Annotated in this window: 13 protein-coding genes; 3 read left to right on the forward strand and 10 right to left on the reverse strand. The window is 70.7% G+C overall.

Going from position 1 to position 16,709, the window contains the following annotated elements:
• Positions 1–7: 7 nt before the first annotated feature.
• From ACH4DZ_RS28265 to ACH4DZ_RS28300, 8 genes are all read right to left on the reverse strand, one after another.
• Positions 8–2,251, reverse strand: coding sequence for an MMPL family transporter (locus ACH4DZ_RS28265; protein WP_398290173.1), 2,244 nt, complete (start codon positions 2,249–2,251; stop codon positions 8–10).
• A gap of 172 nt (positions 2,252–2,423) precedes the next feature.
• Entirely contained in the window at positions 2,424–3,752 is a 1,329-nt protein-coding gene (locus ACH4DZ_RS28270) for an alpha-glucosidase/alpha-galactosidase (protein ID WP_398290174.1), read from the reverse strand.
• Positions 3,752–4,792 (reverse strand): carbohydrate kinase family protein, encoded by a 1,041-nt coding sequence (locus ACH4DZ_RS28275; protein WP_398290175.1) that lies wholly within the window; start codon positions 4,790–4,792, stop codon positions 3,752–3,754. The genes ACH4DZ_RS28270 and ACH4DZ_RS28275 overlap by 1 nt, the downstream gene beginning before the upstream one ends.
• Before the next feature lie 134 nt (positions 4,793–4,926).
• Positions 4,927–5,850 carry a carbohydrate ABC transporter permease gene (locus ACH4DZ_RS28280; RefSeq protein WP_398290176.1) on the reverse strand — a complete coding sequence of 308 codons (924 nt, stop codon included), beginning with the start codon at positions 5,848–5,850 and terminating at the stop codon, positions 4,927–4,929.
• Positions 5,847–6,881, reverse strand: coding sequence for a carbohydrate ABC transporter permease (locus ACH4DZ_RS28285; RefSeq protein ID WP_398290177.1), 1,035 nt, complete (start codon positions 6,879–6,881; stop codon positions 5,847–5,849). The genes ACH4DZ_RS28280 and ACH4DZ_RS28285 overlap by 4 nt, the downstream gene beginning before the upstream one ends.
• Before the next feature lie 11 nt (positions 6,882–6,892).
• Positions 6,893–8,230, reverse strand: a complete 1,338-nt coding sequence (locus ACH4DZ_RS28290) for an ABC transporter substrate-binding protein (RefSeq protein WP_398290178.1) — start codon at positions 8,228–8,230, stop codon at positions 6,893–6,895.
• 673 nt (positions 8,231–8,903) lie between these two features.
• Entirely contained in the window at positions 8,904–9,749 is an 846-nt protein-coding gene (locus ACH4DZ_RS28295) for a hypothetical protein (RefSeq protein WP_398290179.1), read from the reverse strand.
• 545 nt (positions 9,750–10,294) lie between these two features.
• Complete coding sequence (locus ACH4DZ_RS28300; RefSeq protein ID WP_398290180.1) at positions 10,295–11,770, reverse strand: XRE family transcriptional regulator; 1,476 nt, start codon at positions 11,768–11,770, stop codon at positions 10,295–10,297.
• A gap of 367 nt (positions 11,771–12,137) precedes the next feature.
• On the opposite strand from ACH4DZ_RS28300, the gene ACH4DZ_RS28305 reads away from it, so the two are divergent.
• The 3 genes from ACH4DZ_RS28305 (at position 12,138) to ACH4DZ_RS28315 (ending at position 13,585) form a co-directional block, all read left to right on the forward strand.
• The gene (locus ACH4DZ_RS28305; RefSeq protein WP_398290181.1) at positions 12,138–12,464 is read left to right on the forward strand and encodes a hypothetical protein; all 327 of its coding nucleotides are present in this window, start codon (positions 12,138–12,140) and stop codon (positions 12,462–12,464) included.
• 134 nt (positions 12,465–12,598) lie between these two features.
• Entirely contained in the window at positions 12,599–12,781 is a 183-nt protein-coding gene (locus ACH4DZ_RS28310; RefSeq protein WP_398290183.1) for a hypothetical protein, read from the forward strand.
• Between the two features lie 33 nt (positions 12,782–12,814).
• Complete coding sequence (locus tag ACH4DZ_RS28315; protein ID WP_398290184.1) at positions 12,815–13,585, forward strand: hypothetical protein; 771 nt, start codon at positions 12,815–12,817, stop codon at positions 13,583–13,585.
• Between the two features lie 189 nt (positions 13,586–13,774).
• On the opposite strand, the gene ACH4DZ_RS28320 is transcribed toward ACH4DZ_RS28315, so the two are convergent.
• On the reverse strand, positions 13,775–15,112 hold the full coding sequence (locus ACH4DZ_RS28320) for an AbfB domain-containing protein (RefSeq protein WP_398290365.1): 1,338 nt from the start codon (positions 15,110–15,112) through the stop codon (positions 13,775–13,777).
• Positions 15,113–15,283: 171 nt separating this feature from the next.
• Positions 15,284–16,528, reverse strand: coding sequence for a right-handed parallel beta-helix repeat-containing protein (locus tag ACH4DZ_RS28325; protein WP_398290185.1), 1,245 nt, complete (start codon positions 16,526–16,528; stop codon positions 15,284–15,286).
• Positions 16,529–16,709 lie beyond the last annotated feature (181 nt).

The raw sequence follows: 16,709 nt of genomic DNA on the forward strand, positions 1-16,709 counted from the left end.
GGCCGGTTCAGCGCCGGCCGACGGGGAACGGCGGCACCGCCGCGCCCGGCCCGGTCGTGGCGGCCGGGGCATGCCTGCTCAGTGCCTCACCCTCGATGTCCACATTCGGCAGCACGCGGTTCAGGATACGGGGCAGCCACCAGGCCCGGTGGCCGAGCAGGGCCAGGACCGCGGGTGCGATCGCCATCCGGACCACGAAGGCGTCGAAGGCCACAGCGGCGGCCAGACCGACCCCCATCGTCTGGATGGTCGGGCTGCTCATCCCGACGAAACCGCCGAACACACTGATCATGATGATCGCCGCCGCGGCCACCACACGCCCGCTGTGCCGGAAGCCGGTGACGATCGCCTCGCCGGGGGACGCGCCATGGACGTAGGCCTCCCGCATCCGGGTGAGGAGGAAGACCTCGTAGTCCATCGCGAGGCCGAACACTATGCCGATGATGAGGATCGGCATCAGCGACATGACCGGTCCGGTCTGCTCGATGCCGAGGAGGTCGGCCGCCCAGCCCCACTGGAAGACGGCGACGAGGACGCCGAAGGCGGCACCCACCGACAGCAGGAAGCCGAGCGCGGCCTTGACCGGGACCAGGAGCGAGCGGAAGACCACCGTCAGCAGGAGGACCGCCAGGCCGATGACCACGGTCAGATAGGGGAGGAGGGCGTCGGACATGGCTTCGGAGATGTCGATGTTCAGCGCGGTGGTGCCGGTCACCAGGACGGTGGCGCCCGTGCCGGCCTCGACGTCGGAGACCGCGTCCCGGATCGCCTGCACCAGGTCCTTGGTCTCGCCGCTGTTCGGCGCGGTCCGCGGGACGGCGGTCAGGACGGCCGTGTCCTTGGCCCCGCTGAGCACCGGATCGCCGACCGAGGCGACCCCGTCCACTCCCCGTACGGTCCTGACGACCAGGTCCGTGGTGGTCCGGGCGTCCTTGGCCTCCGAGGTGTCCACGACCACGGTCAACGGCCCGTTGAAACCGGGACCGAAGCCTTCCGACAGCAGGTCGTAGGCGCGGCGCTGAGTGGTCTCCACCGACTTGGACTCGTCGCCGGGCAGGCCGAGTTCGAGGCTCAGCGCCGGCAGGGCGACAGCCCCGAGACCGAGTACGGCGGTCAGCAGCACGGCTCCCGGCCGGCGCAGCACGAACCGCGCCCAGCGGGTGCCGAGCCCGGACCGGACAGGGGCGGCGGGCGCCTGGTGCACGCGCTCGCCGCCCGGCCGGCCGGCCTTGCGGACGGCGCGGGACAGTACCCGCCGGCCGAAGAAGCCGAACAGCGCGGGGACCAGGGTCAGCGCGACGAGTACGGCGAGGGCCACGGCGCCCGCGCCACCCATGCCCATTCTGGTGAGTTCGGGGATACCGACGACGCCCAGTGCGACCAGGGCGATGAAGACGGTCGCGCCGGCGAAGACGACGGCGGAACCGGCCGTGCCCACCGCCCGCCCGGCGGCCTCCTCCGGGTCGCTGCCCCGGGCACGCTCGTCGCGGAAGCGGGAGGTGATGAAGAGCGCGTAGTCGATGCCGACCGCGAGGCCCAGCATCAGCGCCAGGATGGCGACGGTGGACGTCAGTCCCAGTGGCACCGCCAGCGCGGAGACCAGGCCGAAGGCGATGGCCACGCCCACGACGGCGGTCAGCAGTGACAGCCCGGCCGCGACCAGTGATCCGAGGGCGAGGACCAGGACCACCGCGGCCACGGCCACGCCGATGACCTCCGTCGTGCCGCCCGGCTCCTCCTCCGAGTCCAGGGCTGAGCCGCCGATCTCCACGGTCAGCCCCGCGTCCCGGGCGCGGCTCGCGGCGCTTTCGAGGGCGCTCTTCGTCGGCCCGGTCAGGTCGACGGCGTCCACGGCGTAGGTGACCGTGGAGTAGGCGATGGTGCCGTCCTCGCTGACGGCGCCGGACTCGTAGGGGTCGGAGGCGGACGCGACCTGTTCGCTGCCGTTCAGCGAGCCGAGGGTGTCCTCGACGGCCGTCCTGTTCTTCCGGGCCGCCACCCGCTGCCCGTCCGGGGCCCGGAACACCAGACGGGCCTCGGCGCCCTGGGAGTTGCTCTCGGGGAAGCGCTCGTCGAGCAGGTCGAACGCCTTCTGCGACTCGGTGCCGGGCATGGAGAGGTCCTCTTCCTCCCCGGCCGGCGCCAGGGCGGCGGCGGCCACCGCCAGCACCAGGACACCCAGCCACATACCACCCACGAGCCGCCGGCGCCGGAAGGCCCACCGTCCGATCCGGTAGAGAAAAGTTGCCACCTGTTGATCACTCCAGACACCGGGAGAAAGGGGAGACGCGTGCGGTTCACGCGTCTCCCACACTTCCCTCCGGCGCCCCTGCCGGGCATCGTTCCCTGCCGCCGTCCTCCCCTGGTGCCAACGGACCAGTCACGCCCAAGTCCTGGTGCCTACGCACTACATCGGGTCGGTGTCAGTGGCCCAGGGTGGCACGCAGCGACGGCTGGAGCAGCTCAGCGTGGGCTCGTACCATGTCGTCGCACAGGTCCCAGATGCGCTCGACCGGGAGGGCCGCGGCGGTGGCGGGATCGGCCATGGCCGCCTGGCGGACGGACCGGGGGTCGTCCTCCACGGCGGCGCGGACCACCAGCTCGTTCATGCTGAGGTAGTTGCGGTTGAGCGCGGCCAGCTGTGCGGGCAGCGGACCGACCCTGGTGGGCTGGACGCCCAGCCCGTCCACCAGGCAGGGCACTTCGACGGTGCCGGAGGCCGGGAGGTTGTCGATCAGACCGTGGTTGGGGACGTTGCCGTAGACCGTGCGCGGAGTGCCGGTCACGATGCTGTGGATGATCTGCGGGGCGTACTCCATGGTGCCCTCGACCGTGAGGGGCGTACCGGCGGCGAGTGCCTGGCGGGTCTCCTCGTAGGCGGCGACGTTCTCGTCCACGATGCCTAGGTAGGCGCCGATCGGGAGCCGGAGCCTTTCGATCTCGCTGTCGTGGTGCAGGTACCAGGGGACGTACTCGGAGGAGTGCTCGCTCGTCTCGGTCGGGTAGAAACCGAGGCGCCGGTACATGTCGACGCGGACCCGGCGCCGCAACTGCGGGTCCTGCTCGATCAGTTTGTCGAGGAGGGGGTAGAGGTCGGTGCCCTGGTGCTCCAGGCGCAGCACCCACGCCTGGTGGTTGACGCCGGCGGCACGGTAGGTGATCTCCTCGTACGGAATGCCGAGCAGTTCGCCCAGGTCGTGGATGGTCCAGTACACCGAGTGGCACAGTCCCACCACGCGGGTCAGACCGGTGGCCCGGGTCAGGTACTGGACGTTCATGGCCATCGGGTTGGTGTAGTTGAGCAGCCAGGCGTCCGGGCAGACCTCGGCGATGTCGGCGGCGAGCGACTTCAGCACGGGAAAGGTCCGCAGCGCGCGGAAGATGCCGCCGATACCCAGGGTGTCGCCGATGGTCTGCCGCAGGCCGTGACGCTGCGGGATCTCGAAGTCGGTCCGGGTGGCCTCGCCCATGCCGACCTGCACGATGTTGATGACGAAGTCGGCGTCCTGGAGAGCCGCGCGGCGTTCGAGGTGAGCGGTCACCCGAGGACGGGAAGAGCCGGTCCCGGTGAGCCGCTCCGCGATCTGCCGGGCCGCTCCCTCGGCGGTGGCGAGGCGCTCGGTGTCGATGTCGTGCAGCGCGATGTGGGCGCCCCGCAGTTCGGGGAAGGCCAGCAGATCGGCCAGCAGGCCCTGGGTGAACACGACGCTGCCCGCGCCGATGAACGCGATCTTCGGAGTGCTGAGAGTCATCAGAGGTTCTTTCCGTTACGGGAGAGTGCGGCCACGGCCTCGTCCCAGGTGGGCTGGGACGGGGTGCCGCCGTGGGCGCGGGTGGACAGCGCGCCGCAGGCCGCGGCGAGGGCGAGGGCGTCGGCGGTGGACAGGCCGCGCAGGTGCGCGGCGACGAATCCGGCGTCGAAACTGTCACCCGCCCCGACGGTGTCCACCGGCCGGGCGGGGATGCCGTCCGTGCGCAGGAGGATGGAGCCGTCGTGGGCCACGGCTCCGTCCGGACCGTTCTTGACGATCACGTGCGGGCCGTACGCCGCCAGGGCCGCGGCTGCCGCTTCGACGGACTCAGGGGCCGCTCCGGCGGCACTCGACGAGCCGGGGCTCCACGAGCCGGAACTCGACGAGCCAGTTCTCGACGAACTAGTTCTCGACGAGGCGGCGGCCGAAAGGGCCATGGCCTCCTGGGCGTTGGGCAGGAGGAAGTCGGTGACGGCGAGCGCGTCCGGCAGAGCGTCCGGCGCCCATCCACCCGAGGGGTCGTCGTTGGTGTCGAGAGAGGTGGTGGCTCCTCGGGCCCGGGCCGTCCCGAACAGCTCCGGCAGCGCGGCGGCCAGTCGGGGCAGCAGGAAGTACGAAGCCGCGTGGACGTGGCGGGCGGCGCCGAGCAGGGACTCGGGTACGTCCTCCGGTCCCGTGGCGGTCAAGGTGCCGGGCGAGGTGAGGATCGCCCGGTCACCGTCCGGCCGGGTCAGGACGACGGTCAGGGGAGTGGCCAGCGTCCTGTCGACGCGCAGGGCACCGGTGTCCACGCCGCGGTCGTGCAGAGCGGCCCGTACGAAACGGCCCGCGTCGTCGTCACCGATCCGTCCGGCGAAGGCCACCTTGAGACCGAGCCGGGCCGCGCCACAGGCCATGATGGCGGCCGAGCCACCGAGGGTGAGGAGTCCGGAGTCGACGAGTTGTTCGTGCTGCCCGAAGGCGAGCGGTGCGTCGAGCGGACCGAGGACGACATCGGGATTGGCGTCCCCGATGACCAGCAGGTCGAAGGTGTGCGGCATACGTCTTCCTGAGAGGGGGTGCGGGTGCGTGCGCGTACGGGCGGAGCCGCACGGGGCACGTGGGCGTACGGGCGGAACCGCCGTGGGCAGCCGGACGGCGGACCGGGCGGAGTACGAGAGACGCCGGACGGGGGCTACCCCTTGAGGCCGCTCGACGTGATCGACTGGATGAAGGTCTTCTGGGCGAACAGGAAGGCCAGCAGCACGGGCAGCACGGTGATCATGTTGCCCGCCATGACCGCGGACCACCTGGTGTGGTGCTGGCCCTGGAAGGTCGTCAGGCCCAGTTGCAGGGTGTACTGGGTGTCGTGGTTGATGGCGATCAACGGCCAGGTCAGGTCGTTCCACGTGGTGAGGAACGTCAGGACGGCCACGGTGCTCAGTGCCGGCCGGGACAGCGGCAGCACGATCCGCCAGAGCACGCCCAGCCGTGAACAGCCGTCGAGCCAGGCCGCCTCCTCCAGCTCCCTGGGCAGCGACAGGAAGAACTGGCGCAGCAGGAACACCGCGAACGGCGTGACCAGCGAGGGGACGATCAGCGCGCCCAGCGAGTCGATGAGTCCCAGCCGCTTCATGACCAGGAAGGTCGGGATCATCGTCAGCTGGAAGGGGATCGCCATCGTGGCCAGCATGAGGGCGAGCAGGACCCGCGAACCGGCGAACCGCATACGGGCGAAGGCGTAGCCGCCCAGGGAACCCAGCACCAGGTTGGACGCCACCGCGGTCAGGGACACGATCAGCGAGTTGGCGAACCACCGGGGGAACATCGCGTTGCCGATCACATACCGGTAGCCCTCCAGGTCGATCCCCGAGGGCCACAGCGAGGGCGGGAACCGGTTGATCTCGGCGTCGCTCATGACGGAACTGAGCAGCAGCCAGATCAGCGGGATCGCGAAGACCAGACAGAGCGGGGCGAGCAGGAGGTGCCAGGCACTGAACGGCAGCAGTCTCCGGCGCCGGCCCGGTCCGGCGGCAGGTCCGGCGGCAGCGGGATCAGCGGTGTCGGCGTACACGGCGGCTGTGGTGGACGCGGCGGGCGAGGGGGATGCGGTCGTCATCGTGCGGCTCCTTCGAGGTGCCGGTCCGCGCGGGCCCGGTCACGCAGGCCGCGTGTCAGCCGGGGGACCGCGGCGAGCACCAGCAGGGCCAGCGCCAGGGCGTACGCCGCCGCCGCGCCGTAACCCGCCGTGAAGTTCTTGAACGCCTGCTCCCAGATGAAGTAGACGATCACCGTCGTCGACCCCAACGGGCCGCCCTTCGTAGTGACATAGACGAGGTCGAAGACCTGCAGGGAGGTGATGGCCTGCCACAGCAGGAGGAAGACCATGACGGGTCCGAGCGAGGGGAGGACGACATGGCGCAGCAGGTGCAGACGCCCGGCCCCGTCCAGGCGGGCCGCCTCGATGAGGGAGGGCGGGACGTCCTGCAGAGCCGCCAGCAGCACCACCACGCAGAAGCCGGTGCCGCTCCACAGGGAGATCGCCAGCAGGGCGGCGAGCGCCTGACCCGGGTCGTTGAGGAAGCCCTGGGGCGAGATCCCGACCTTGTCCAGGAGGGCGTTGGCCGCTCCGAACTCCGGGTCGAGGATGAAGGAGAACAGCACTCCCTGGGCGGCGGCCGAGATGACGAACGGCACGAAGATGAGGGTCCGGTAGAGCCCGACCAGCCGGATGCGCCGGTTCAGGGCGAGGGCGAGCAACAGGCCGAAGCCGATGCTCAGCGGTACGTACAGCACCGTGTACACGATGGTGTTGCGCACCGCCTGGTCGAAGTGGGGGTCCTGTGCGAGAGCCCGGTAGTTGTCCAGGCCGACCCACCGGCTCGGCGTCACGAGATCGTCGGCCTGGAAGGACAGCAGGAGCGACCAGATCACGGGGACGACACTCAGTCCGAGGATGACCAGGACGGAGGGCGCGACGAACGCCCAGGCGGTCGCCGTCTCCTGCCGCAGCCGCCGGCGTGGCGTGTGACGGCCCGGCGGGGCGTCGGGAGCCGTACCGCCCTTGCCGAGGAGGGGTCGTGTTCGCGTACGGGGACTGCGCTTCTCGCCCCGGTCCGGGAGAGTCACAGGGGTGGGCAGGCGGGGCATGACAGGTCCTCTCAACGCGGAATGAGCAGAGCGGCGTTGGCTTCGTCCACGCAGTCGCGGAGGGCCTCGGCGGGGGAGCTGCGGCCGAGGAGCACGGCGGTGATCGCCTGGCCGAGTGACTGCGAGATCTGCGGATACGCCGGATGCACCGGCCGCACCCGCGCCGATTCCAGGGACTTGGTGAACACCCGCAGCCCCGGGGTGTCGTCCTCCTGCTTCCGCCACCGGGGCAGCGCCTGGGTGCCCCGGCTCATGGGCAGGCTGCCCGCCTGGATGTCCCACTGCACGTCCTGGGCGGGCCGCGACAGCCAGGTCACGAAGGTACGGGCGGCCTCGACGCGGGCGGCGCCGTTGTCGAAGACGGTCCAGGTGTCGGGCCCGGAGATGGTGAGGGGTCTGCCGCTGTAGCTGGGCAGCGGTACGACGTGGTAGTCGACCTTCGCCTGCCGGATGTCGGGGAGTTGCCACGGGCCGGTGACAGCCATGCCCATGCGGCCCGAGAGGAAGACCCGGTACATCTGTTCGCTGCCGGACTTGGCGTCGATGTAGACGCTCCGCGTCTTCACCAGGTCCTCCACCGTCTGCAGGGCCCGGAGACCGGTGTCCTCGAAGCCGATCCGCCGTCCGTCCCGGCTGGTGACGTCACCTCCGAGGTCCCAGATCATCGGCCACAGCCGCCACACGGTGTCCTCGTCGCCCACTCCGGGCCAGCCCGTGCCGAAGACACCGCGCGCACGATCGGTCAGCTCGGCCGCCGTCCTGGTGAAGTCGTCCCAGCTCCAGCCGGGCCGGGGCAGTGGCAAACCGGCGTCACGGAAGAGCTTCTTGTTGCACACGACCGCCAGCGAGTCGATGAGGGCGGGCGCGGCCCGCACCTGCCCGTTGAGGGTGACGGCCTCGCGGGCCGGTGCCCAGAAGTCCTTCCACGGAACAGGACCGGAGTGGAACGTGTCCGTCAGATCCACCACGGAGGGACTGCGGGCGACGCTCGCCAGGTCGGAACCGAAGATGTAGGCGATGTCCGGGAACGAGCCGGAGGCGAGGGCGGCGGTGATCTTCTGCAGCATCGCGTCGGAGAGGACACCGCCGCCGAGGTCGACCCGGATGCGCGGATGCGTCCGGTTGAACTCGGCCGTCAGGTCTTCGATCGCGGCCCGGCCGGTGTCGGTCTGTCCGTGCCACACCTCGATCCCGACCCGGCCGTCGGCGTCGACACCGCTGCCGGGTCCCGCGCATGCCGACACGGCTGCCGCCGCGGCTGCGCCTCCCGCCACCGCCGCACCGCGCCGCAGCACCGTGCGGCGGGTCGGTCGTGCGGGAGTGCCGCTCGGGCGATGTGCTGCGGCCATATGAGCCCCCAGGAGTACGTGCGTGAGGCGGTACGGGACGGTGGTGCGGGACTGTGGTGGTGCGGGCGGTGGTGCGCGGCGCCACGACACGGCCGGCTGTGCGGGTCGGTGAGGTGACGCGCGCTGCCACCGGCGGCAATGGCGGTACCGGCGGCAACGGTGATATCGGTACGACCGGCAGCGCGGGTTGCCCAAGAACGCGGAGTGCGCGGTGCGGGGTGCGCGATACGCGGTGCGCGGGGCTGCGCCGAGGCGATCAGCGCGTACGGTGTCGCACTCGCGGAGGGGTCGGCTCCTGGCACCCGGCCACGTTCGCGTGGTCGCCGAACGAGATCGTCCGGTGGGGGAGGGGGAGGAACATGATGAGCTCCAGAGACCGGGGGGTACGTCCCCGCCTCGGAATCCGCCGCTGCGCGGCCGTCCTGGCGACTTTGTCCGGGCTCACGGTGCGTCGACCGTCTACCGGCTGGGCGTCCCTCTCGCGCCAGGTGCTCGGCTGGCGTTGGATGGAGTAAAGCGACCTGGTCGGGGCGTGTCAAGAGCCGCCGGGGAGAGCCCCATTGCGCGTGACGGGCCGAGCCGCCCCGTGTCGCGCCAGGTCACGCGTCTGCACCCGTGGGCGTACGGCGGAGGACGGCGGAGGACGACGGAGGACGACGGCGTACGGCGGAGATCAGGTCCGGCCGAGCAGGCGGTGGAGCGATGCCCTGAAGCTCGCCACGAAGGAGTCACGGGTCGCGTCGTCCAGGAGGTCCAGGGACAGATAGGGGTTGAGATCCTCCAGCTCGACCAGCAGCAGTCCGCCGTCCGGGGCGCGGCAGGCGTCGACGCGCTGGATTCCGTGGTCGATGTCGTTCCAGTCGATGAAACGTGCCGCGAAGTCCAGGTCGGCGGGGGTGGGTTCGTAGCGTTCGAGATGCCAGCGCCGGTCGGGGCGGGGCGCGTACAGGGCGTACTGGAAGGTGTGGTCGACGTAGTAGAACGACACCTCGTACCGGAAGTCGATGCGCGGCTGGACGAGGACGCCGGGTCCGGCGTCGAACGCCAGGGTCCGCAGCCGCCGGCGGGGGACGAACTCCAGGCCGATCGAGTCCGCGCCGAGCTTCGGCTTCACCACGTATGCGGCCGTTTCCGGGAGCAGCCCGAGATCCTCCGGCCGGTCGACGGTCGGGATCACGGGAAAGCCCTGGGCGGTGAGGTCGACGAGGTACTGCTTACCGGCCTGGTCGCCCTTGCCCGTCAGCTGGGTGCAGACCGGTACACCGCGGGCCGTCGCCCGGTCGCGGAAGGCGTCGTACGCGGCCTGGTGGTGCAGGACGGGTCCGCTGTTGCGGACCACGACCGCGTCGAAGCCGGGGGCGTCCACCAGCGCGGGCGCGTCGAGCGGGTGGCACAGCGCGAGGTCGAAGTCCTCGCGGAGCCGGGAGGTCAGGAAGATGTCCTCGTCGCAGTACCGGCGGCCCTTGGCGGGGTAGGTCAGATCGGTCACGAACAGCAGTCTGGGCCGGTCGGCGACCATGGACACTCCTGGTGGTGCGGTCTCTGGCCCCCCATTACACACCGGCCGATTCCACTCGCCGGACGGCGGGTTCCGGTGGGGGTGGAGCGCGGGCGGGACGCGGCCGGGCTTTCGAGGTGCCTGACCAGGGGTGGGACGGAGTTGGCCGGATGCGGACTGTGCGGGGCGTTGACTAGAAAGCGCTTACCGAATACGTTCCGGTTCATCAGCGTGACCCGCGTCCGGAAACCCGAACGCGAGATGCGCCGGAGAAGTACTGCCCGGCAAGAAGCTCCGCCCCGGACGGTGATTCCGGCCCCACCCGGAAGCGCCGCCCGGACACCGCCCATGAGCACGCCGACGTCCGGCGGCCGGACGGACCTCTCTTCCCCCATGGAGGTTCGCCCGGCCCCGGACAAGGGCTCGGGCATGGGCCGGGAGACGGGCTCCGACATGGCTCCTGGACACGGACCGCGGTCGGGGCGTGACTTCCTGCGTGACGGCGGGTGGTGGCCACGTTCAGCAGGCTGGACCGGGGTGTCCGCCGGCCGGTCCGTCAAAGGGACTCACACCAGCGCGCTGGCCCGCCGGTTGCCCGAGATGCCCAGCCACCAGGCCGCCGCCGCGCGTGCGGCGGGCAGGGAGCGGTCGTTCGCCAGGACGCCGGCGAGCAGGTCGTCGCGTGCTGCCATGCCGACCGCGTAGACCAGGCTTTCCAGGGTCGCGGCGGTCACAGGATCCCGGCTGCCCTGCCACGCGGCCTCGTGGTGGGTGACCGCGTCGTGCAGAAAGTCGCCGGCGCACGACTCCGCGCCGACGTGACCGAGACCGCGCACCGCCGCGTAGGAGGTGAAACGGGGCACGCCCGGAGTCACGGCCAGCCATTGCAGGAGAGGGCGATGGCGATGGTCCCCCAGGACGCGCAGTCCCTCCAGCACCGGCACCGCGATCCTCTCGCGCCGGACGGCCATCGGCCGCGTCAGCTCGGTGGCGAGCGCGTCCGCCACCACCGCCCGGAACGGTGTGGCGGCCAGCAGGAAGGCGGCGTACAGCCGAACGTCGAACAGTGGGCTGGCCAGCGCCTCCGCGATCAGGGCCGCCGGTACCGCGAGGTCGTGTATGCGGTCGAGGTCGATCGCGCTCAGACTCGCCACGACGCGGTGCACGACTCCCGCCGTGTCCTGCGGGGTACGGTGCGCCGTCGTGCGGTCCCGCGCGGCCTCGCCCGGGGGCGGGGCGCCGCCGAGGAGCGCGCGGGCGTACTCCGGGTGCACCGCGGCGAGGTGCCACTTCAGTGGTTCTACCTGGTCGCCGAAGGGGCTGCTCCCGGCGGAAGCCCGCACCGAGCGGGCCAGCAACTCCAGTTGTCGTTCGTCGAAGTGGCGGTAGTCCACCTTGCGGAAGCTGGCCATGACAGCTCCGCGATGTGCCAACGGCCCGCTGGGGCTGCGTAGTTCACGCAGTACGCGGTGGGAAGCGTCCGGGTGCGCGCAGTTGTCCAGGGCGCAGACGATCTCGGTCGCCGTCGGGCGGGCGCGGCCGGAGGCCATCGCCGCGCAGACGGCGATCACCGTCCGTGCGCCGCGCGGATGGTTGAGCAGCCGGTTGAGCGACTCGAAACGGAGCATCCACGGCACGTCGTCCGCGATCACCATCTCCTCGACGAGTCGTTCGGCGACGTACTCCCAGGAGCCGGTGGGCATCAACACGATGTCGGGGCGGGCACACAGGCCGTCCACCAACCGGTCCCAGTCGTCGCCGGTCATCACGTCGTCGGACATGGCCCGGTCGAGCAGGTCCTCCAGCGGTGTCGGGGAGGCTGCTACGGCCTCGACGTCCAGGACCGGCCCGGGAGCCCAGTAGCGCCACACGGTGCGCGCGGTTGCGGTCAGCTGGTTGCGGGGGAGGCCGAGCAGTTCCTCGTAGCGGCGCATCGCCCGCCAGGGGACGGGGGTCTGTGCGGTTTCCCAGCGCGAGACCGTGCTGACGCTCACCTCGCGGTCCCAGGAGCCCCCGCGGAAAGCCGTCGCGAAGGCGGGCATCGCCCGGAAAGAACTCTCCTCCGCCCCGAGGCGGTTGGACCGTAACAGCCATGCGACGCGAGATCGCCGCCCGAGACGCGAGCCCGCGGCGTGCGCGGTATCCCCGTTCATCGGGTCAGTGTGGCACCAGTCGGTCCACGACATTGCAAGAACGACAAACCGGAAGCACATATCCGAATTCACGCTCTCCGGGGGACCGCGTTGCAGTGCACCGGCCGGTCTGCAACGCAGACGTACGGGGCGACACGGAGGTGGTACCAACGACGAACCAGCTCTTCGGACGCGGGAGTTGAGACAGGCACGCTGAGACAGGTACGTCGAGACAAGCGCGTCGAAAGGGCCCGTAGAAGGAGAAGGAGGGGGAGCGGTGGAAACGGTCATGGCACTCGGGCATCTGCTCGGACTGGGGATCGCGATGTGGACGTTCAACGCGCGGGCGGGCGGCTCGTTCTGGCACGGGGTTCCGCCGCGGCTGATGCTGATCAGCCCGGAGTGGACCCTGGTCAGTTTCGGCAAGGCGTTCGCCTGGGAGATCACGCTCGTCGTCTGGCTGGTACGTGGAAAGCCGTCCTCGCCGTGGGGTGTGCGCGCGGACAGCCGCTCCGGGCGCATCGCCCGGCTGTCCCCGGCGGAACGAGCCGCGCGGGACCGCGCCGCACGCGAGGCGGAGAGGCAGCGGATGCCCGGGAGGTGAGCCGGCCGGGCGCCGATCCGGCGCTCGCGCCGACCGCGGGACCACGACGCTTTTCGGCGCGGACGGCATGGCGCCCTCCGAAACGGACGGCATGGCACGGCAGAACACCTGTGGCACAGGGAATCGAGGTCAGCATGCGTTACACCGGCGACAAGGACGTTCACTGCGGCGACCGGCGCTGCGGCAAGAGGGTGCGGGCGGTCCGCTGTCCGCGCTGCGACGGCAGGGTGGGCCCGCACACGACCTGCCGGCGGTGCGGCAACACGGGTTACGTCTGCCCGAATTCGACGGACGACCACCACACGAAGGTCGGCTGAGGCCGGCCCGGACCTTCGGACACCCAGGGGGACATGATGGAGATATTGCGCAGACTGCTGCAGCCCAGGCTGCTGCCGCCCACCAAGGACGGCTACCAGGCGCCGGTCGGCGCGCTAGCCGACGGCTGGACGTGTGACGACCCGAGCTGCGGAGGCGGAGAGTTCTTCGATCCCGCGAAGGCCGCGATCCCGCGTCGCTGCGCGAGCTGCGGGAGCGGCACCTACCCCGTTCCCGCCTGGCCTTGGTGGCACGGGGCGCGGCGGGCCGAGCTGGACGCCCTGTCGGACCAGGCCGGACAGGAGGGCGACGAGGTCCTCGGGACCTTGGTCGACTTCCACCTTCTGACCTGGACGTTCGAGAACCATCTCATGCTGGGACACCGCAGGGACGCTCTGGTGTCGCTGCAGGAAACCGACGTGAGGCTGCGCACCGCGATGCGCGAGGACCGCTTTTTCACGGAGGGCTCGTACCGCCTCGAACTCGTGCGGGGGGCGTTGCGCAGCGGCGACCCGGACACGGCACTGCGGGTGATCGAACCGTGGGTCGCGCTCGCCCGCGAAGAGGGCGCCGGCTACGGCACGGACCTGAAGTCGGACAACGCGGCGCGTACCAACTACCGCTGCCTGGTGGCCGCTTGCCTCGCCTGGACGGAGGATGCGCGCACCTCGAATCACGGCAGGCGCACCACCCTGGTGACGTGGACATTGGACACGGCGGGTGCCCATCATGTGCGGGACTGGCTGACCGGCCCCCAGGACGCGGCCCTCGACGCCCTCGAACCCGGCCGGCGCGGGCGCCGCTGACCCCACCGCCGGACGGAACGGCAACCGGCCCGCGGGGGCCGGTGACCCCACTGCCGGGCGGAACGGCAACCGGCTCGGCCCTCGACGGGCTTGCCGGTGAGATCGCTGCCGGGCCGCCTCCGGAGGTGGCCCGGCAGGAGTCCGCATGCGATGGGCGACGGCTCCTCACCGGCGAGGCCGCGGCGCGGGTCAGAGCGGGTTCACCGCCACGAACGAACTGTCCTGCCGGAAGAGGTCCGTGCCGTCCGACGGGGCCACGCCCAGCTGGTAGTTGTAGTGCCGCAGGTAGTAGCCGGGATAGTTGTACGACTCCAGCCGTACGGAGCCACTTGCGCTGCCCGTCCGGGCGATGAAGGTGGCGTCCCTGGCGAACGTGGACGTGCCGTTGTTCGCGTCGAAGCGGCCCCGGAAGTCCCAGTGCCGCAGATAGTTGCCGGCCGCGTTGCGGAACGAGTAGCCGTTCCCGTCGGCGAGGCCCGCCACGACGGTGAACGTGGACGCCTGCTTCTCCGCTGCCGTGCTGGACGCGGTCACCACGGGGAGGTTGAGCAGGGCGGACTGGTCCTGCCAGTAACGGGTGGTGTAGTTGCCCGACCGGAGCGAACGGGTCACTCCGGTCGGCAGGCTCACCCCGCCGGAGACCGTCTCCTTGACCACGGTGAAGTGGCGCGCGGTACCGGAGATGCCCGGCAGTGCCCGGGGTGCGCTCCAGGTGGTGAAGCTGTCGTAGCTGTCGCTGTAGTAGTAACTGCCGTCGCCGTACCCGTCGAAGAAGATCCGCCACGCGCCGTTGTCGAGCTGGATCAGCGCGGCGCCCTCACGGGTGCCGCCCCAGCCCGCCCAGTTCCCGGTCCGGCTGATGGTGTACGGCCCGGTGAGCGCGCCGGCCGTGGCGTACTCGATGTACTTCGACGTCTCGTTCTTCGTGAAGGCGTGGTAGGTCGAGCCGGTCCGCACCACGAACGTGTCGATGTGGTTGCTGCCGATGCCGGACAGCGTGACCGGTGAACTCCACGCGGTCAGAGCCGAGTTGGTGGCCCGCAGACGGTACGGGGTGAAGATCCACTCGTCGTTGGTGGTCGAGCAGGACACCAGGATGTTCACGCTGCCGTCGCTGTCGACGAACCACTCCGGCGCCCAGGCGCGCGACAGGTTGGCGATGGGGACCGGGTAGTCGTACAGGAACGTCCAGTTGCTCCGGTCCGAACTGCGGGCGAAGCCGATGGTGGTGCTGGTGTCCTGCCAGGTGTGCGTGGTGTAGGTGATGTAGTAGTAGCCGTCGGTGTGCTTGAAGATGCTGGCGTCACGGATCCGGTTGGCCGGCGGGGTGTACGCGGAGGCCTTGAGGAGCCGGAAGTCCGTCGCGTCGTCCGACTGGTAGACGTTCACGGTGCCGTCGTTGCTGTTGAGGAACGGCACGATGGTGTAGCGGGTGGCGGAGCCGCTGGGCGGCGCGGTCGCCGCGGCCGAACCGAGCAGGCCCGGCAGTCCGCCCACGGCGAGGGCCGAGACGGGCAGGGCCGCCATCGCCCGCAACAGGCTCCGGCGCGAGGGCGCCAAGGACGCAAAGGACGCAAAAGGCGCAGAGGGTGTGAGGGGTTCGACGGGTCCGTCTGGCGTGATCATGTGCGGCTCTCCTTGTTGGCGCGTTCCGGCGTTCCGGCGTTCCAGCGTTCCTGTGTCCCTGGCCGTTGTGGTTCAGAACCTGGCGCCGATCGGCGTGCCGTCCCGCGGGACCAGGAAGTCCCGGGCCGGTGGCAGTGAGCCGTCCGACGCGCGCGGGCCGGTGACGGCGCCCGCGTCCGTGCTCACGACCGACGACTCAACCCAAGTGCCGCCCAGGTCCCAGGAGTTGCCGGAGGACGTGGTCGTGGGACCGAGGGCGGCGGCCCGGGAGTCCGCGACGGAGAGGTTGGCGGTGAGGACCGCCGTCCCGCCCGTGCCGTCCGCGTCGAAGCCCGTGCCCGTGTTGCGGAACGTCGTGTTGCGGTTCAGGGCGAGCGCGCCGGGATTGCCGTTGTCGGTGACACCGTGCGCCGCGTTCCGGTACGCGACCGAGTTGCGCAGCGTGTGGGCCACCGCCGGAGCCGGGCTCCCGCCGCCCAGCTTGAAGCCGTTGCCGTCACCGGCGAAGTCGGGGAAGTTCCAGCGGTTGTAGCCGTTGCCGTACGCGATGGTGTTCTCCACCACGACCGGCGAGGTGAACTTCCAGGCGTCGTAACCGTCGTCCACGTTGTTCCACAGCCGCGCGCCCCGCACGATGTTGCCGGTCCCGCTGCCCTCCTTGATGGCCAGCCCGTCGGCGCTCTCGCCGTTCTTGCGCGGGTCGCGGTTGCCGTAACTGTCCAGGTTCAGGATCTGGTTGCCCGCGGAGGCGCCCTGGAGCTGGAAGCCGGACTCGTAGTTGTCGTGCGTGGTGAGGCCGGAGAACACGTTGTTGTCGCAGCCGTCGCAGTAGTAGCCGTACGGGCCGTTGACGATCTCCAGACCGGAGACCTTCCAGTACGAGGCCTCCTGGTGGACGGCGCCACGCTCGGCGCGCGGGATGCTGCCGCCGACCGGTGTGTGAGCGGCCGGCAGCTGTTCGCCGTCGATGACGACCCGTTCGCCCTGGTAGGCGCCCAGCGAGATCGGCTGCGACGCCGTTCCCGAGGCGGTGACGGTGATGTTGTCGGTCAGGGGGTAGGTGCCGCCGCGCACGGCGATGACGTCGCCCGGCTTCGCCCTGTCGACGGCCTGCTGGATGGTCCGCAGGGGTTGTCCGAGGGTGCCTGCGGCGGAGTCGTTCCCGTCGACCGCCACCACGATGGTCGGCGCGGTCGGCGCGGTCGATGCGGTCGACGTGGTCGACGTGGTCGGTACGGCCGTCGCCTGAGCCGCGGTCACCACCGTCGTCAGCACGGCACTCAGCGCTGTCCCTGTGAGCATGCCCGCAGTGCGCACGAGGCCTCCTTGTCTGCCGATCCGTACGTTGTCGTGGATCAGTGGTCGCCCGCACCGGGTTGGTTGCCGGGACACGCGGTCGCGGTGGCCTGCCGGAATCCAACGGCATCCGACGGTCTCCGTCGGCCGTCGACGGATCTGTCGATATATCGAACGAGGTTCGGCGAGCCGGTCAGAACGT

This window comes from Streptomyces sp. NPDC017991, assembly GCF_044328075.1.
In the GTDB taxonomy this organism is placed as follows: Bacteria; Actinomycetota; Actinomycetes; order Streptomycetales; family Streptomycetaceae; genus Streptomyces.

Excerpts from the sequence above, each read along its gene's own strand:
- ACH4DZ_RS28270 (WP_398290174.1), bottom strand. The coding sequence starts at position 3,752 with ATGACTCTCAGCACTCCGAAGATCGCGTTCATCGGCGCGGGCAGCGTC.
- ACH4DZ_RS28275 (WP_398290175.1), bottom strand. The coding sequence starts at position 4,792 with ATGCCGCACACCTTCGACCTGCTGGTCATCGGGGACGCCAATCCCGAT.
- ACH4DZ_RS28280 (WP_398290176.1), bottom strand. The coding sequence starts at position 5,850 with ATGACGACCGCATCCCCCTCGCCCGCCGCGTCCACCACAGCCGCCGTG.
- ACH4DZ_RS28285 (WP_398290177.1), bottom strand. The coding sequence starts at position 6,881 with ATGCCCCGCCTGCCCACCCCTGTGACTCTCCCGGACCGGGGCGAGAAG.
- ACH4DZ_RS28290 (WP_398290178.1), bottom strand. The coding sequence starts at position 8,230 with ATGGCCGCAGCACATCGCCCGAGCGGCACTCCCGCACGACCGACCCGC.
- ACH4DZ_RS28295 (WP_398290179.1), bottom strand. The coding sequence starts at position 9,749 with ATGGTCGCCGACCGGCCCAGACTGCTGTTCGTGACCGATCTGACCTAC.
- ACH4DZ_RS28300 (WP_398290180.1), bottom strand. The coding sequence starts at position 11,770 with ATGCCCGCCTTCGCGACGGCTTTCCGCGGGGGCTCCTGGGACCGCGAG.
- ACH4DZ_RS28310 (WP_398290183.1), top strand. The coding sequence starts at position 12,599 with ATGCGTTACACCGGCGACAAGGACGTTCACTGCGGCGACCGGCGCTGC.
- ACH4DZ_RS28315 (WP_398290184.1), top strand. The coding sequence starts at position 12,815 with ATGATGGAGATATTGCGCAGACTGCTGCAGCCCAGGCTGCTGCCGCCC.
- ACH4DZ_RS28320 (WP_398290365.1), bottom strand. The coding sequence starts at position 15,112 with ATGGCGGCCCTGCCCGTCTCGGCCCTCGCCGTGGGCGGACTGCCGGGC.